At 60.7% G+C, this 14,670-nt stretch carries 13 protein-coding genes; 4 read left to right on the forward strand and 9 right to left on the reverse strand.

The window, feature by feature from the left end; all coding sequences use genetic code 11:
- Position 1: 1 nt before the first annotated feature.
- The 3 genes from ACO08A_RS01075 to ACO08A_RS01085 all read right to left on the reverse strand — a co-directional run bounded on the left by ACO08A_RS01075 (position 2) and on the right by ACO08A_RS01085 (position 2,457).
- On the reverse strand, positions 2–685 hold the full coding sequence (locus ACO08A_RS01075) for a PspA/IM30 family protein (protein WP_422039432.1): 684 nt from the start codon (positions 683–685) through the stop codon (positions 2–4).
- A 152-nt stretch (positions 686–837) separates the two neighbouring features.
- A complete protein-coding gene (locus tag ACO08A_RS01080) occupies positions 838–1,344 on the reverse strand; it encodes a hypothetical protein (protein WP_421982209.1) in 507 nt (168 codons plus the stop codon).
- A gap of 267 nt (positions 1,345–1,611) precedes the next feature.
- Positions 1,612–2,457 (reverse strand): helix-turn-helix domain-containing protein, encoded by an 846-nt coding sequence (locus ACO08A_RS01085; protein WP_421982208.1) that lies wholly within the window; start codon positions 2,455–2,457, stop codon positions 1,612–1,614.
- 293 nt (positions 2,458–2,750) lie between these two features.
- Between ACO08A_RS01085 and ACO08A_RS01090 the strand changes: the two genes are divergently transcribed.
- On the forward strand, positions 2,751–3,851 hold the full coding sequence (locus tag ACO08A_RS01090) for a hypothetical protein (RefSeq protein ID WP_422039433.1): 1,101 nt from the start codon (positions 2,751–2,753) through the stop codon (positions 3,849–3,851).
- Positions 3,852–3,905: 54 nt separating this feature from the next.
- On the opposite strand, the gene ACO08A_RS01095 is transcribed toward ACO08A_RS01090, so the two are convergent.
- Positions 3,906–5,786, reverse strand: coding sequence for an ABC transporter ATP-binding protein (locus ACO08A_RS01095; RefSeq protein WP_422039434.1), 1,881 nt, complete (start codon positions 5,784–5,786; stop codon positions 3,906–3,908).
- A gap of 120 nt (positions 5,787–5,906) precedes the next feature.
- The gene (locus tag ACO08A_RS01100; RefSeq protein WP_422039435.1) at positions 5,907–6,551 is read right to left on the reverse strand and encodes a helix-turn-helix transcriptional regulator; all 645 of its coding nucleotides are present in this window, start codon (positions 6,549–6,551) and stop codon (positions 5,907–5,909) included.
- A gap of 364 nt (positions 6,552–6,915) precedes the next feature.
- Between ACO08A_RS01100 and ACO08A_RS01105 the strand changes: the two genes are divergently transcribed.
- Together ACO08A_RS01105 and ACO08A_RS01110 are read left to right on the forward strand one after the other, a co-directional pair.
- Positions 6,916–8,913, forward strand: a complete 1,998-nt coding sequence (locus ACO08A_RS01105; protein ID WP_422039436.1) for a putative bifunctional diguanylate cyclase/phosphodiesterase — start codon at positions 6,916–6,918, stop codon at positions 8,911–8,913.
- Positions 8,914–8,958: 45 nt separating this feature from the next.
- Positions 8,959–9,276, forward strand: a complete 318-nt coding sequence (locus tag ACO08A_RS01110) for a DUF2293 domain-containing protein (RefSeq protein WP_422039437.1) — start codon at positions 8,959–8,961, stop codon at positions 9,274–9,276.
- Positions 9,277–9,554: 278 nt separating this feature from the next.
- Here the strand turns inward: ACO08A_RS01110 and ACO08A_RS01115 are convergent, their stop codons facing one another.
- The 4 genes from ACO08A_RS01115 to ACO08A_RS01130 form a co-directional block, all read right to left on the reverse strand.
- On the reverse strand, positions 9,555–9,947 hold the full coding sequence (locus tag ACO08A_RS01115; protein ID WP_422039438.1) for a RidA family protein: 393 nt from the start codon (positions 9,945–9,947) through the stop codon (positions 9,555–9,557).
- A gap of 46 nt (positions 9,948–9,993) precedes the next feature.
- Positions 9,994–10,611, reverse strand: a complete 618-nt coding sequence (locus ACO08A_RS01120; protein ID WP_422039439.1) for an MOSC domain-containing protein — start codon at positions 10,609–10,611, stop codon at positions 9,994–9,996.
- Positions 10,612–11,052: 441 nt separating this feature from the next.
- Positions 11,053–11,880 (reverse strand): hypothetical protein, encoded by an 828-nt coding sequence (locus ACO08A_RS01125; protein WP_422039440.1) that lies wholly within the window; start codon positions 11,878–11,880, stop codon positions 11,053–11,055.
- Between the two features lie 161 nt (positions 11,881–12,041).
- Positions 12,042–14,141: an FUSC family protein gene (locus ACO08A_RS01130; protein ID WP_422039441.1), complete on the reverse strand. Its 2,100-nt coding sequence runs from the start codon at positions 14,139–14,141 to the stop codon at positions 12,042–12,044.
- Between the two features lie 196 nt (positions 14,142–14,337).
- On the opposite strand from ACO08A_RS01130, the gene ACO08A_RS01135 reads away from it, so the two are divergent.
- Positions 14,338–14,652 carry a DUF2834 domain-containing protein gene (locus tag ACO08A_RS01135; RefSeq protein WP_422039442.1) on the forward strand — a complete coding sequence of 105 codons (315 nt, stop codon included), beginning with the start codon at positions 14,338–14,340 and terminating at the stop codon, positions 14,650–14,652.
- Positions 14,653–14,670 lie beyond the last annotated feature (18 nt).

Here is a 14,670-nt window from a genome sequence, read left to right on the forward strand (position 1 = left end):
TTCAACCGTCTTTCGCCGACGCCTTCAATGCTGCAAGGCGTTCGGAAACCCTGTTCTTGCGGGCAAGGTCCTCAAGCTCCGCAAGTTTGGTTGCATCGGCCCTGTCGGCCGTTTGCGTCCCCGGCAGGCCGGTCGCACTCTGCATGACACGGTCGAAGGCTTCTTCCGCCTTGCGTGTCTTGCCCTCGACACTGTCCTTGGGTGCGGCTGCACCCGATGCTGCACCGTCCGTCGCACTTTGCTGCTGGGCACGGCGGAAGTTGTCGAGCTCGGCTTCCATTTCCCGCTTGCGGGCCTGGAGCGCACCTATGTAGCCCTCCAATTCCTTTTCCTCGCGGCTGGCTTCCGCAACGGCGGATTCCAGGACGGGGATCTGGACTTCCAGATCGAGCTGCCGCGCAATCGCTGCTTCGGCGAGATCGTCGCGCCCCTCTTTCACCGCCAGGGCGATCTGACCCTGGAGTTCTTCGTGACGCGAGGTCGTCTCCCCAAGCCGCGTGTTCGCAAGATGCTTGTTCGCAAGCACACCGGCCAGTTCATCACGAACCTGGTCGACAGCCCGGTCGACTTCGCGGATCGCCTCCGCCATGACGGTTTCGGGGGAAGTGTTTTCAATGGAGTCCACCAACTGGTTCACACCGCCGGAAACCAGACGCGTTACGCGCGCTACAAGACCTTCTGCCATTTTTTTCCTTCCTTTCCGTTCATCTTCGTCCGTAAGTCAAAAACAAATACATCCGGGGCATCACGCATTGCGATGCATACGGCAATCGCCGGCCGGCCTCATCAGCCCCATTCTCCAATCCCCGGCGCCATGAATTTGCTGCCGGGCAACTATCAGTCCCTCGCCGCGCGCCTCTGATCCAGCAGTCGGGCGACCTCCAGGATCGGCTCCAGCCGCTTGTCCATCAGCGCCGGATCATACGTCCGGCTCGGTGTTGTCAGTCCGAGGTCGAAAATCTCCTCGATCACCGAAAACAGTTCCGCAGACAAGGCGGCTTCGAATTTTACCAGATCCTGCTCGCCTTGCTCAGGCCCGGGGGCCGACGCAATCAGTTCCGCGAGCATTTCGGGCAATCGTTCATACAGTTTCATGACAAGGTCGGACCTTATCCCGGTTTCCCTCTGCAATTGCCGCAAGCCCCTTTCCGCAGGCCGCACCATCGAGCGAAGCAGGTCTTCGCACGCGGCGACGTCCTGAACGCCTTCCTCTCGTTCGCGGGCCGCTTTCAGGATTTCGCGCATCTTGTCGCTCGGAGTTCGAGCGCCCTGAACCTCATAGCCCGCGAGAAAGGCCACATCGTCATCACTGAGCCTGACGCTGATCGGAATACTCTTCGGCATAGACGTCACCAATCGTCTTCGTTTGTCTCAATATGTTTACATATGTACACAAAGGTTTTCATTTGTCAAGAAAAATCGACCATCAAGTGCAGGATTTGGCAATTGCACGTCAGGGATTCAAGAGAGTTGTCCGTCCATGCCTCGCGTCAATTCCCGGTATTTCCCTTTTGAAACCGTCGGAAAACTGCACTCCGGAAGGCTACGACCGCTGATCCTTGCGCCCGGTCATGCCTGCAACTGGTTCAGGAAAGACGGTGCCCGGCCCTCTCAGACATCTTCCGCGAGCCGCGACACGAATGCCCCGGCCTCGTGCGACCTGACGACGGCATGTCGCACGAGATCGTCGAAATGGCTGGCGAAGAGCTGAATGTGGCGCGTGTTGGAAAAGGCGAGGTAGCGCTGCCCCAGATAGAGGGCCGCCCATTTCTGGCCGAAAACAGTGAAGGGCGACGAATACCGGTCCGTTGCACCGAACAGGTGCAGGCGCAGGGAGGGATAGAGATCGGAGAGGCTCTTTCCCATGACCTCCAGCTGTTCCCTGCGTTCGTCGGGAGAAAGACCGGACCAAAGTCCCTCGCCGCGCGCAAACGCCTCAAGGGCTTCCTTGGAAAGCGCGATTTCCATGTCCGATTCAGCGCGTCCGAGCAGTGCTCTCTGGTCGCGTGTGCCGGTGATGGCCTGGTCCGCGGTCCGGAGCGTCTCGCCGGCATATTCATAGGCCAGCACCGCATCCGTTTTCAGAACATCAGGCAGATTTGCCGGAACGTGCCGGATCTTCGCCCCGACGGCGTCGCGGTACCAGGCCAGAAGGTGTTCATCGACCGGATGCCGGTCGGTTTCGGCGATCTGAACCGCCTGATCAAGGATCTCCGCCGCAGCCCCGCGATGTGTCGACAGACCGAGGAGCCAGTCCGCGGACACCCCAAGCGCCGTGGAAATCGATGCCAGCGCCTGGCCGTTCGGCAGGCGCGGGGCCTCCTCGGACAGGAGTTGCGAGACGGTCGAGCGGTCAAGGTTTGCGCCGCGCGCCAGGTCGCTGCGGTTCATGTCACGGCTGCGGATGGCATCCGAAAGCCGTTCACGGAAGAGTTCTGCGCGTTCTCGCTTGTCCATCGGTGATTATTGTCTGCCGGATTTTGTAAAATCAACACGGCGTTGACCAAAGTCGGCAAGTTACGAGCGTCCTCCACATGCTGCGCACTCTCTGTCCCGCTTCCGCCGACCACGCCGGATGAGGAATTCACCTTGTCCGCGGCACCGCGTGGCAGAACAGCGTGAGCCAGCGCTGATCCGGCTGCAGGTTCACGACGATCGAATCAGGTCTTCACGCCGCCATCAAAGTGGGCGATCCTATACGGGTTCCGACGGCGATTGCCGTAGAACAGCTTTTTTGAGGGGGGACCGACATGTCAGCGGACGAGGGAACATCGCCATCGACGGAGGGGATGGTCGACTATGACGCCAACTCGCGGGCTCAGAAGGAACATGCGCTCGGAAACTCGGAGATCATCGCGGACCTTGCGCGGCGCGTCGCGAACCTTCCGCATGACCTGAACATGACCGATTACGGGTGCGGTCCCGGACAAAGCGCCGTCGAGACGGTGCGGCCCGCTCTCGACGCCTGGAGCCGTGAGACTGCCCTGAAATCCGTTTCCGTCTGTCATGCAGACCAGCATGGCAACGACTGGAACACGCTCATGAACCTGGTCGCGGGAAAGAGCGGTTACCTGAACCGCCCGCATCCTCCCTTGGTTTCAGCCGCCGTCGGCTCGTTCTATGACCGCATGGTCGCCGATCGCTCCGTCTCCCTGGGCACCTGTTTCTTCGCAAGTCACTGGCTCAGGTCGACCGTCAGCCTTCACGCCCCCGACACCGTCTGGTTTGCCGACCTGACCGGCGACGCAAGGCAGGTGATGTGGCAAAAGGCAAAGGACGACTGGATCCGGTTCCTGCGCCTGCGCTCAGAAGAGCTTCAGCCGGGCGGGTACCTGTTCGTATCGACCATCGGCGCCGTTCCGGAAGCCGGTGAAATCAACGGCACGGCCGCATCCGGGCGCGGGATCTACCGTGCGATGCAGGCCGTGACCGCATCCATGGCCGAAGAAGGCCTGCTTGACCGTAGCGCCGCAGACAATTTCGTTTTCGGGCTCTGGTTCCTGACCGCGCAGGAAGCGCGGCAACCCTTCGAAGAGGGGTCGGGTCTTGCCGACCTCTATGAGGTCGATACGATCGACGTTGCCGGTGTTGCGGGTGGCGGTGATGTCTTTGTGTCCTCTGTGAATGATCCTGCGGACTACGCCAGAAAATATGCCGGCTACACCAAAGCCTTTGCGGCAAGCTCGTTGCGTGCAGGCCTGTTCGAAGCAACGGTCGGCGACGGCAGGGATACGGCGCCGCTGGAGAACGAATTCTTCGGCCGCCTTGAGGATCTCTATCGCGAGAAAACGACGGCCTATGCCCTTGAGCAGTGGCATCTCAAGGTCATCCTGAGGCGAAAAAAGGACTAGGGTACGGACCCATAAATGACGCCGATTTGGCGGCCCGACCCCGCACCCGGGCGCCTATTCGGCAGCGTGTGCCAGGAAGCCGCCCGACTGGCGTTCCCACAAGGTGGCGTAGAGACCGCCGCGTGCCAGGAGATCGCGGTGCGTTCCCTCTTCAATGATGCGGCCACCGTCCATGACGACGAGCCTGTCCATTGCCGCGATGGTCGACAACCTGTGGGCCACCGCGAGCGTGGTCCTTCCTTCCATCATCTGAGCCAGGTTCTGCTGGATGGCGAGTTCCGCCTCGCTGTCGAGCGCGGATGTTGCCTCATCGAGGATCAGGATCGGTGCGTCCTTGAGGAGCACTCTGGCGATGGTGATCCGTTGCCGCTGCCCGCCGGACAGCTTGACACCCCTGTCACCGACATGCGCGTCCAGCCCGACCCGTTCCTTGCTGTCCCTCTGCTCGGAAATGAAGGCCTCGGCCTCGGATGCACGTGCGGCGGCCATCACTTCAGCATCGCTCGCGGCGGGTTTGCCGTAGCGAATGTTGTCGCGGATCGACCTGTTGAGCAGCGAGATGTCCTGGGTGACGACCCCGATCTGCCGGCGCAGCGATTCCTGCGTCACGTCCCTGATATCCTGGTCATCGATCGCGATGCTGCCTTGCGACACGTCCCTCAGGCGCATGAGCAGCGCAATCACCGTCGACTTGCCAGCGCCTGAAAGACCGACCAGACCGACGCGCTCTCCCGGGGCGATGGTCAGGTCGAAGTTCTCCAGAACCGGCTTGCGGTCCTTCTGATAGGCAAACGAGACCGCATCGAAGCGGATCTGCCCCTGTGTCACGGTCAGGTCCCCGGCGCCCGCATGGTCCTTGATCTCGGGCCTGCTGGTCATGATCGGCATCGCATCCTTGATCGTGCCGAGCGTGCTGGTGATGGACTGTCCGACGCTGATGAAGTTGGAAGAGGCGGCCGACAGTGACCTTGTTACCGTCAGCCCGGCCACGAAGTCGCCGAGCGTGACCCAGTTCCCGACAAGCCCCCAGAAGCCGATCACGGCAACCGCCAGCATCAGGAGCACGTTGAGGAAATAGACGCTGCTGTCGGTCAGGATATAGGACCGGTTTTCACTGTGCCTGGTATCGATCGTTTCGCCGATCACCTTGCGGATCGCACCGGCCTCGGAGTCTTCTGCGGCAAACAGCTTCACCATCGCGATGTTGGAATAGACATCGGTCATCGCGCCGGTCGCCCGGGAGTTGGCAGCGGCGACCTTGGCGGAGCGCTGCATGTAGGTCGGGATTGCCAGCCAGGCGACCAGAACATTTGCGGCGATCCAGAAAAAGACCGGGACCGCAAGCGGCCAGGCGAGTGCAAGCAGCAACAGGAACGACCCGCCGAACTGGATGATCAGAAAGGGGATCGTTTCGATTGCCAGCATCATCTGGCGATGGACCGACATTGTCACCTGGGCAATGCGCGAGGCGACCTGCCCTGCGAACGTGTCCTCGAAGAAGGCGAGATCCTGCATCTCGACGGCCTTGTGCGCCTGCCAGCGCATGGCGGCAGGCAGGAGAATGCGGACGGTCTGAAAGGCGAATGTCTGCCGCAACAGGAACACCAGCGGGCTGACGATGACGAACAGGACGAAGAAACCGGCCAGGATCCACATGTTTCCGAGAAGAAACGCACGTGCACCTTCGGCTGTCACGCCGTCAACGACAAACGCAATCGCCCAGATCCCCAGAAGTCCGAGCAGCGACGAGATCATTGCCAGGATCGAGACAATGACGAGTTGCCTGCGGAACATCCTTGCGAAATGCCAGACCAGTCTCAACGGGCCTTTGTCGGGCATCGGGGTGACCGGCAGTTCCAGCGGCTTCAAGTGCGTTTCAAACGGACGGAAGTAACGCTCGATCAAGCCGGCAAAAATCGGTCTGGCAAAAGCCACGCCACGTACTCCTGAATGGTCTTCCAAAACCGGCAATGCCCGGGGTGACAATGTGTACCGGGATCCGGTCAATCCCCGACCGGGTCACATCACCGCTCAACGGGATGTTTCCCCAGCGGTCTACTTGCCGGTATCAGCGCGTTCGCAAGGTGTTATCCTGTACATGCAGCGGCGGTCGCCGGACAAGAGATGCTCAATGCGCTCAACCTTGGCCTCCGGGCCGAGGACGTCCTTGAAGAGCGTGAGCTCCGAGCGGCAAAATCCCTGGCAGGCCGTCGCCGCGGCGCAGATCGAACAATGGTTTTCCACCAGAAGGAAAGCGCCGTCCTCGCGGATGACCTCCGCCATGTAGCCTTCCCGGCTGCGCAGATCCGCCAGCATCTCGACCCGGCCGTGCAAGTCTTGCGCACCGCTCATGGCCGTCTTGTAAAGCTGGCCCGTTTTCGCTTCGCGATGCGCAATCAGGTTTTCCAGGCCGTCTTCGCCATAGAGATCCGACAGCCCTTCCAGCAGCCCGACAATCAGGGTCGAGTGGCTGTCGGGAAATTGCTGGTGCCCGGCGGCCGTCAGTCCCCAGACACGCTTCGGACGCCCGACCGAGCCTTTGACATCCTCGAAATCGACCAGTCCCTCACCATGCATTCCGTCAAGATGTTGCCGCACCGCGACCGATGTCACGTTCAGGTTGTCCGCAAGATCGGCAGCCGTCTGCGGGCCCGATGACTTGAGTGCGTTTAGGAGGCGGGTTCTCGTACGGTCGGCCATGGCTTCAATATAGGGCCGGTTTCGCATTAAAAAATAGTTCTCTTATCAAATTGTCGTTCGACGAGAGAGAAAAAAGGACTGCGACCTTCAACGGCCAGCGGGTTCCGAAATTGATTCCAGTGATTGGCGTAAGCCACTGACATTCCTGAAACTTCAGAAAAGTCTCTGCAAAAGCATGCCCAATCCTCTTTGGATTGATAGTCAGCGCGGTTTTTACAGGTTGCCGCAAGAAACAGTTCTGGTTTTATGAGTTCTGACAAAATACAATCGGAAGCAAATTCACTCTTTTGCCTAAACTAAAAGTAGGTACTCTAACCTTTCTTTTAGCTTCTTCCGTTAAGAGACAGTCCAGTTGGAGGAGTTGATGGAAAAAATCCGGGTTTTTCTGAGATGGATGTCGATAGACCCGCGCCATCCGGAAATCGCGCAAGCGCAGTACAACGAACTGAAAACCCAGATCCCCTCCCTTTACGCGCTGCTCATGGTGAACGCGATTGCCGTCGCGTATACCCATTACGACGTGGCACCCGTCTACCTCACTGTCGGCGTTCTGGTGCCGATGCTCATTCTGACGAGCATTCGCATGGTCGCCTGGATCCGCGCCAGGCATGTCACCCTGGGCCCGGAAGACGCCATCCGGAAAATGCGTCAGACCGTCATTCTGGGCAGCGTGATGGCGGCCATCTACATCACCTGGTCGCTCGCTCTCGACGGTTATGGCGGTCCGGAAGAACGCGGCCACGTGGCACTCTTCATCGCGATCACCGTGATCGGCTGCATATTCTGCCTGATGAACCTGCCCCAGGCCGCGTTTGCGGTCATGTTCATCGTCACAGTGCCCTATCTGGTCTACTATGTCCGGCAGGATCAGGACGTCTATTTCGCAATCGCGATGAACATCTTTCTGGTCTGCCTGGTCGTTCTCCAGGTTCTGATCAGCGGCTACCGGGGCTTTTGCAAGCTGGTGCAGTCACAGTCCGACCTTGCAGCCAAGCAGCAGGAAACCGAACGCCTGAATGCGGAAAATGCGCGGCTTGCCCAGACGGATGCACTTACCGACCTTCCCAATCGCCGTTATTTCTTCAACCGGCTCGAGGCGCTGATCGGGGACGTTGAGGGAAGTGAAACCAGGTTTGCCGTCGGCGTCGTCGATCTGGACCGTTTCAAGCCGATCAACGACACCTACGGGCACCAGCTTGGTGATCAGCTTCTGATGGAGGTCGGCAATCGGCTCAAGGCACTGGATTCGCAGAATGTCGAGGTCTGCAGGCTCGGGGGTGACGAATTCGGCTTCCTGTTCCACGGCGACACCAACGAGGCGGCGAATGCGGGTCAGTCGATCTGCGACCTGATCACCGAGCCCTACAAGATCGGAGATCTCACGCTGTCCGTCGGCGCGTCCTGCGGCATTGCTGTTTATCCGGACGCCGGAAAAACCGCGCACGCCCTTTTCGACCGCTCCGACTATGCGCTTTACAATTCCAAGACAACCTCACGCGGCCATACGACGGTTTACTCCGAAGAGCACGAGGCGCGGATACGGTCGGAGCGGGCGATCGAAACAGCCCTGCAGAACGCCAACCTGGACGCGGAGTTCCAGGTCTATTTCCAGCCCGTCGTCTCCCTGCCCGACAAGACGGTGGTCGGGTTCGAAGCCCTGGCGAGATGGCACAGTCCTGTCCTGAAAAGCGTCCCTCCGGATCGGTTCATTGCGGTTGCGGAACGGACCGGACAGATCAACCGCCTCACCTTGTCCCTGTTTGACAAGGCTGTCCGGCAGATCAAGGATTTGCCCGGGGACCTCAGTCTTTCCTTCAACCTGTCCGCCCAGGACATCACGTCGGCGGTGACCGTCCATGCGCTGCTTGACGCCATCGAACGTCACGGCGTCAATCCAAGGCTGATCACCTTCGAAATCACCGAAACCTCGGTCATCGGCAGCTACGAAGCCGCCGAGGAGTGCCTGCAGACGTTGCGCAGTGCAGGTGTCAAACTGGCACTGGATGATTTCGGAACAGGCTATTCGAGCCTGGGTTATCTGCACCGCCTGCCGATCGACTGCGTCAAGGTCGACCGCAGTTTTGTTGCCGGCATCCACGAACCCGTCGCAAGCGGCGTGATCACGTCGATCATCAACCTTTGCCGCTCGATGGAAATGCTCTGTGTCGTGGAAGGTGTCGAGGACCGGACACAGCTCGACCTGCTGTCGGCCCTGCGCTGCAATCTGGTACAGGGTTACCACTTCGCCCCGCCGCTACCATTCGACCAAATCCTGGAAAGCGCACGCGCAAACGGAACGGTTGCCGGTCTCGCGCTCTCCAGCACGGACGGCATGGAAGAACTGAGACTGTCCAGCGCCTGACCAAATGGATGTCAGCGCCAACCGCGATGTCAGGGAGACCCATTCTTGAGCGGCGGCACAAAGCGGCAGAAGGAGATGCGCAAGGCCCTGCGCAGCCTCGCACCCAGGGTCCCGATGAGCGACGCGGAAGCGATACTCGGCATCGCGCTTTCCGCTCACCTGCGCCATCTGCCGCCGTCGATAGCACTCTGGCAGGCGACCACCAGTCACGTCCGGCACGCGCTGACAGAGTACGACACACTGCTGGAAGAAGGCTATGACCGGGACGCGGCCCGTTTTTTTGTTGTCCAGACGATGAACGACATTCTCAGCGAGTGGGGGTGCAACAAGGAAGTCTCGGTCGACCCGGACCCGTCCGGCTGATCCGCGTCATACCCTAGGGTACGGACCCATAAATGAAGCCGATTTGGCGGCAGAAATGGCGAAATCTCGCGAGGAAGCGTGCGCAGAGCGGGCTTTTGCCCGATCAAGCGCGGTGACGCTGCGAGGTAAAGCCATTTTGCCGTCCTCCGGATTTGGCCGTTTTGGCCATCCGCCACGTCGCGAAAGGCTTGAAAATGAACCACATTTCCTACGCTTTCGCTCCTCGCAGCTGGTCAAAACGATCCAAACCAAATTGACTTCATTTATGAGTCCGTACCCTAAGGCCGTTTGGCGACCAGATCGATTTCGACCAGGGCATCCACGGCAAGACCGGAGACGCCCACACAGGTGCGGCCCGGCAGCTTGTCCGGCGGGAAGAACGCCCTGTAAGTCTCGTTCATCCTGGCATAGTCACGCTTGAACTCGGTCAGGTAGACGCGCGCAAAGACCGCGTGTTCCAGCCCGAGGCCGACGCCTGCCAGCACAAGCTTGAGGTTCTCCATCACCCGTCTGGTCTGCGCCTCGATGCCGTCCGGCAACGGCGCCTCGGGATCGTCCGGAAGTGTCGGCATCTGCCCGGTGACATAGACCCAGCCGTCAGCCTCGACGGCATGGGAAAACGGGGCAACTGGCTGCGGCGCGTTGCCGACCATGTGATGGATTGGAAGCATGCGTGTCTCCGGTAATTTTCAGTCTTGAACCAGAGCCAGACTAGCGTCATGACCGCGGATAAATCCACTGTTCGGGGATATGCGCCGTCACGGTCTCACCGGTTTCGATCACGCCGGGTTTTTCGACATAGCCGACAAGGCCGCGCAGGCCCCGCGCGACCTGCGGAAACAGCAGGTCGAGCCCCTCGCGATCGGGGTAATTCGCGGCAATCGCCGCACCCGCAAAGCGGCACGGGGCGTTATCGCCGTCAACGCGGATCACCGTTCCGCCTTCGAAGACCAGCCGGGTGCGGGGCGGGATGCGAGTCAGGTTGGCAATTCCGGAAACCAGAATGTTACCGCCAATCCATTCAGCTTTCAGTTCCCCGATCTTCATTCTGGCTGCGACTTCGGAAAGCTCGTCGACCGACAGGATCGACACCTGCCGTTCGTTGCACATTTCCGTACCGCGCGGATACCAAGGTTCCCGTCCTCCGGACTTGCGGGTGAAACCGGCGTGCCGGTCTCCGGGAACCCCCTCGAAGCTCAGCTCGAGGTGCTCGGCGGGCGCCGTCTGAAAATCATCCGGGGACGGCGTGCGGTAAACGCCCTGAACCTTCCCGTCCACCTTGAACTTGCGTGCAATCCGGATCTCTTCCGGCATCAGTGCGGGCTGGTCAGTCATTGTCGGCTCCTGTTTTCTGACACCGAGGGGTAATACCAACATCAACAAGTAAGAACCTGTTCGATGGTCTTTTTCAGGTTCGCCGGCAAGGAGCGGTGCGCAGGTCGGCCTGGTTGGCCGGTCAAGCGGCGCGACGCAGTCCGGCGGGCCTGAAAAAACCACCGGAGGCCGCGACATGAGAGCGTTCCGCCGCGTTGCGCATCTTGGCCGATGCCCCACATCGCCCTGCGACACGCTCCTTGCGGAACACTCTCATGTCCCGGTCGAATAGGTTCTTGCTTATTGAGGTTGGTATAAGCCCGCCGGACGAAGGACACCAGCAAATCAAATTGATCAACGCATCAAACGTGTTGATCTTTCCCGCCGGCCGGATCCAGGCTGTCCTGCACCACGCAAAAAGGGCCCGCAGCACTGTGCGGGCCCTGAACCATGTTTCCCCGGTTACTGGAGTTTCACGGTGCACACCATCTGTGTGTGCTGCGAGTTGATCCAGCAGTTGGGCGGCAACGGTCCGGTCGGGATCGGATAGTAGTAATAGGTCGGCTGGTTCGCCGCGTTGGCAATCGCCGCGCCGGTCGCTACGCCGGCAGCATAGGCGCCCGGATGATAGTAGGGGCCATACGGCGGGTAGTACGGACGGTAAGGCGGATAGTAGGGATGATACGGGTGATAGGGATGATGCCAGGCGCGGCAGCGCGGGTCCTGCGGCGAGTGGTAGCAATAGGGACCATAGGGCTCGAAACCGACCGATCCCGGCGCAGTTGCGGTTGCCCGGCCGTGATGGTGATGAGGCTGGCGGGCGCTGCGGTCAATGAAAAGCGCGACGCCTTTTGCCGTTTCCGGCAAATCGCCCCGCAACACCGTCACGCCGTAGACCATTGATGACCCGTCGGTCCTGGCCGAAGTCAGTTCGACGAGCGCAGGCGCCTTTCCGGTTTCGCTCAGAACAGAGACAACCGCATTGGGCGGATCCCCCTTGAAACCGTCATCGGAATTCCAGTAGTCCGCAAAATCGGCATTCGAGATCTGGCCGCCCACACGATACGGCCTGTCGGAGAAAAACAGGACGCCCGTGTTGGCATCCGAGAGTGTCAGGGAGGTGCCGTCATAGGACATCTCGCCCGCCTGCTGGACGAAGTCGTAGGTTGGCGGCGGCGTCGGATCGGCATTGACCGGCTGCGCCGTCTGGGCGCTTGCCGGTCCGGCTGCAATCATTGCCAACAGGCCGGCGCAGACCGTGAGGCCGCGCGGAATTCGTTTAAACTGCATGTGTTGTTCCTCCTCCGGGCCAAGCGGGGTGCCCGATTGCTGACACGCAAATCTTGCACAAAGCGCCGGTTGAAATTGTGACATAAAACACAGTCTTTACGGGCAATTGCAGCCGGATCAAGGCCTTGAAATTAATATTCGGTAAGGCTCAGGTCCGAGGTTCAGGTTTCAGGGGCACTTGCGTTCAGGTCCGACGTCGCACTCCAGATGTGTTCCTGCCGGAGCCCTTGCAGGCAGCGTACGACTTTCCGGGCGTAGTAGAGTGTTGCCACCCAGTCGGTCATCAGGTCGATGTCGGCCGTTTCAGGGGCCGGCATCGCGGCCAGCCACTCTTCCGCCAGCCCAGGCACCGTTTGCTGCGCCCGGTTCTGCAGCACGGCATCGAACTCCTCGAGGACGCGCTGGTCCATGCGTTCCAGAAGATCGCCAACCGAAGGCTCCCGGCGGTTTTGCGCCACTTCCGTTCGAATGGCATTGCGCGCCTGGCGGTAGAGGATGACGTAGTCGGCAAGAACAATCACAAGGACATCGAGATCCCCGCTTGTCCGCGCACTCGACGCCCAGGGGATCTGCTCCGCACGGTAATTCTGCGCAGCGCCCATCAGGTCCCGTGCCTTGTCCTTCAAGGACGCATAGGCGGCCCGGTCCGTCCCGGACGTGTCTCCAGCTTCGCTCAGGAAGGTCTTGCACGAGAGCAGATAGGCGCTCGCCAGCCCCTTGACCCCTTCGCCGCTGCGCCTTGGAAACAGCAGCCAGGCGGCCGCCAGTCCGGCACCCGCGCCAATCAGGGTGTCGTAAAGCCGGTCCCAGAATTCAGAGACCGGCAGGCCGGTCATGGCTTCCAGTCCGATCAGCACCATGAAACTGATGATCCCGACGGCGATGCCGTAGTTGCGCTCGAACAGGATGATGATCGGCGGCAGCAGCGCCACGATCAGGAACAGCCTGAATTCCGGCACCTTCGACAGAAGCGGTTCCATCAACATCGCCACGACAAAGCCGGCCAGCGTCCCGGCAGTCCGCTGTGCCGTCTTGTGAATGGTCGCACCGAGGCTGCTGCACAGAACCACGATGACGGTGATCGTGATCCAATAGGCGTGGCTCAACTGAAAGACGTGGCCGATGCCATAGCCGACGGCTGCCGCGACACTGGCCTGTGCCGCGAGCCGCCAGGAAACCCGGTTCCAGAGACCTGACCCTTTCCCTCCGGCAGGCGCATCCTTTGCCCCGGCTTCGATCACCTCGTCTCCCCCGGCAAGCTGCCACAAACGGTCGAAGGCCTGGGCAATCCGGAGGATCTGGAACGTGTCCTGCCTGCCAAATCTGGCGGCGCCGCGTGCCCACTCCAGATCAGGCCGCGTGGCATCGGATCCGTCCCGACCGGTTTCAATGCGCCGCAAAACCTCTTTCAGGGACGACCGGTAGGTTTCATTGGCGATCAGATCGCGCCGAACGTCGGCAGAGAGCGCTTCAAGGGCGTTGCGCACGACCTCCAGCGCCAGTCGCATCATCGCCACGGCTTCCGCGGACAGGCCGCGCAGCTCACCTTCCGCGCCTGCCAGCTCCGCGGAGAGTTCCAGTTCGGCACGCAGTCCGGCAAGGTCATGAAGAGCGGCCCGGCTGGTCTTGTCGCTCCGCGAGCGGCCGGTCGCGGCATGGTCAAGATAACCGGCAATCGCCTTGCGGTTGGCAGCGGCGACGCGCTCGTAGGTCCGACGTGCCGACGGCCGCCAAAGGCCAATCCGCGCCAGGACTGCAATCAAAACGCTGAGCACCGTCATGAGCGGCAGCCAGAGGCCCGGAGACTGGGGGGTACTGGACATGATCACGAACAGCCAGAAAATCGAGATCATGCGCCCTGCGCGCAGCCAGAAAGGCCCGAGACCATCCAGCGCGAAACCGAGCGCGATCACGCCGATCCAGATCAGCTGTAGCACCACGGGCGCAGCGTTGCCGGACAAGGCGCCGATCAGGGCACCGGTGGCGGCCAGGCCCGTCAGAACCGCCCCGAAGCGCACCAGCTCGCCGGCCTCGCGCCGCCGGGTTGAAACCGGGGTGAACATGAGCACATGTGCGGCCGCCGACGCGCAGATGACCGCAAGGGCAAAACCCGGAATGCCCTGCGCAAGGCTGCCGACATGATCGGCGATCAGCGCGGCGGCAACGACCGCAAGCGTCAGATGGATACCCCTGACGAGGCGCAGGGCGCCCGGGTCGTATCGATACATGCGCGACAGCGTACGGGAGACGGCTTGAAGCATTTGAGGAACTTGAAACACCTTCGCCAAGGAACTGATTTCATTTTGAAGCATGCCCTTGAATTCATGCAACCGTAAAGCAAAAGCCGTGGTTGCCTGGCGGCCGGGACCGTCCATTCCTTCCGGGGGAATTGAGATGCGCCTCTGTTTCGCGCATCTCTCACACACGTTCAGCAGAGAGAGAGAAAGAGCCAACCGCATGAAATCGCTTTATCTTGCCGCCGCCTTCGTCGGGACCCTGGTGCCCTGGATCTTTTTCGGCGGATTCATTGCGGAGAACGGGATCAACCTTCCGCTCTTTGTTGCCATGATCTTCGCAACAAAACCGGCAAGCGGGTTCGCAGCCGATCTGCTGATCTGCTGCGCCGTCTTCTGGATCTGGTCATGGCGCGATGCGCGCGAAACCGGTGTGCGCGGCTGGTGGCTCACGGTCCCGGCGGTCTGGCTCGTCGGCCTGTCGCTGGCCCTGCCACTTTACCTGTGGCTTCGCGAGCGCGCTGGCGAGGGCGAATGAAGAACTTTGCCAGTGTGA

Source organism: Roseibium sp. (assembly GCF_965232425.1).
In the GTDB taxonomy this organism is placed as follows: Bacteria; Pseudomonadota; Alphaproteobacteria; order Rhizobiales; family Stappiaceae; genus Roseibium.

Bases quoted from the DNA above. Each gene is read 5' to 3' on its own strand.
- ACO08A_RS01075 (WP_422039432.1), bottom strand. From the start codon at position 685: ATGGCAGAAGGTCTTGTAGCGCGCGTAACGCGTCTGGTTTCCGGCGGT.
- ACO08A_RS01080 (WP_421982209.1), bottom strand. From the start codon at position 1,344: ATGCCGAAGAGTATTCCGATCAGCGTCAGGCTCAGTGATGACGATGTG.
- ACO08A_RS01085 (WP_421982208.1), bottom strand. From the start codon at position 2,457: ATGGACAAGCGAGAACGCGCAGAACTCTTCCGTGAACGGCTTTCGGAT.
- ACO08A_RS01090 (WP_422039433.1), top strand. From the start codon at position 2,751: ATGTCAGCGGACGAGGGAACATCGCCATCGACGGAGGGGATGGTCGAC.
- ACO08A_RS01100 (WP_422039435.1), bottom strand. From the start codon at position 6,551: ATGGCCGACCGTACGAGAACCCGCCTCCTAAACGCACTCAAGTCATCG.
- ACO08A_RS01105 (WP_422039436.1), top strand. From the start codon at position 6,916: ATGGAAAAAATCCGGGTTTTTCTGAGATGGATGTCGATAGACCCGCGC.
- ACO08A_RS01115 (WP_422039438.1), bottom strand. From the start codon at position 9,947: ATGCTTCCAATCCATCACATGGTCGGCAACGCGCCGCAGCCAGTTGCC.
- ACO08A_RS01120 (WP_422039439.1), bottom strand. From the start codon at position 10,611: ATGACTGACCAGCCCGCACTGATGCCGGAAGAGATCCGGATTGCACGC.
- ACO08A_RS01125 (WP_422039440.1), bottom strand. From the start codon at position 11,880: ATGCAGTTTAAACGAATTCCGCGCGGCCTCACGGTCTGCGCCGGCCTG.
- ACO08A_RS01130 (WP_422039441.1), bottom strand. From the start codon at position 14,141: ATGCTTCAAGCCGTCTCCCGTACGCTGTCGCGCATGTATCGATACGAC.
- ACO08A_RS01135 (WP_422039442.1), top strand. From the start codon at position 14,338: ATGAAATCGCTTTATCTTGCCGCCGCCTTCGTCGGGACCCTGGTGCCC.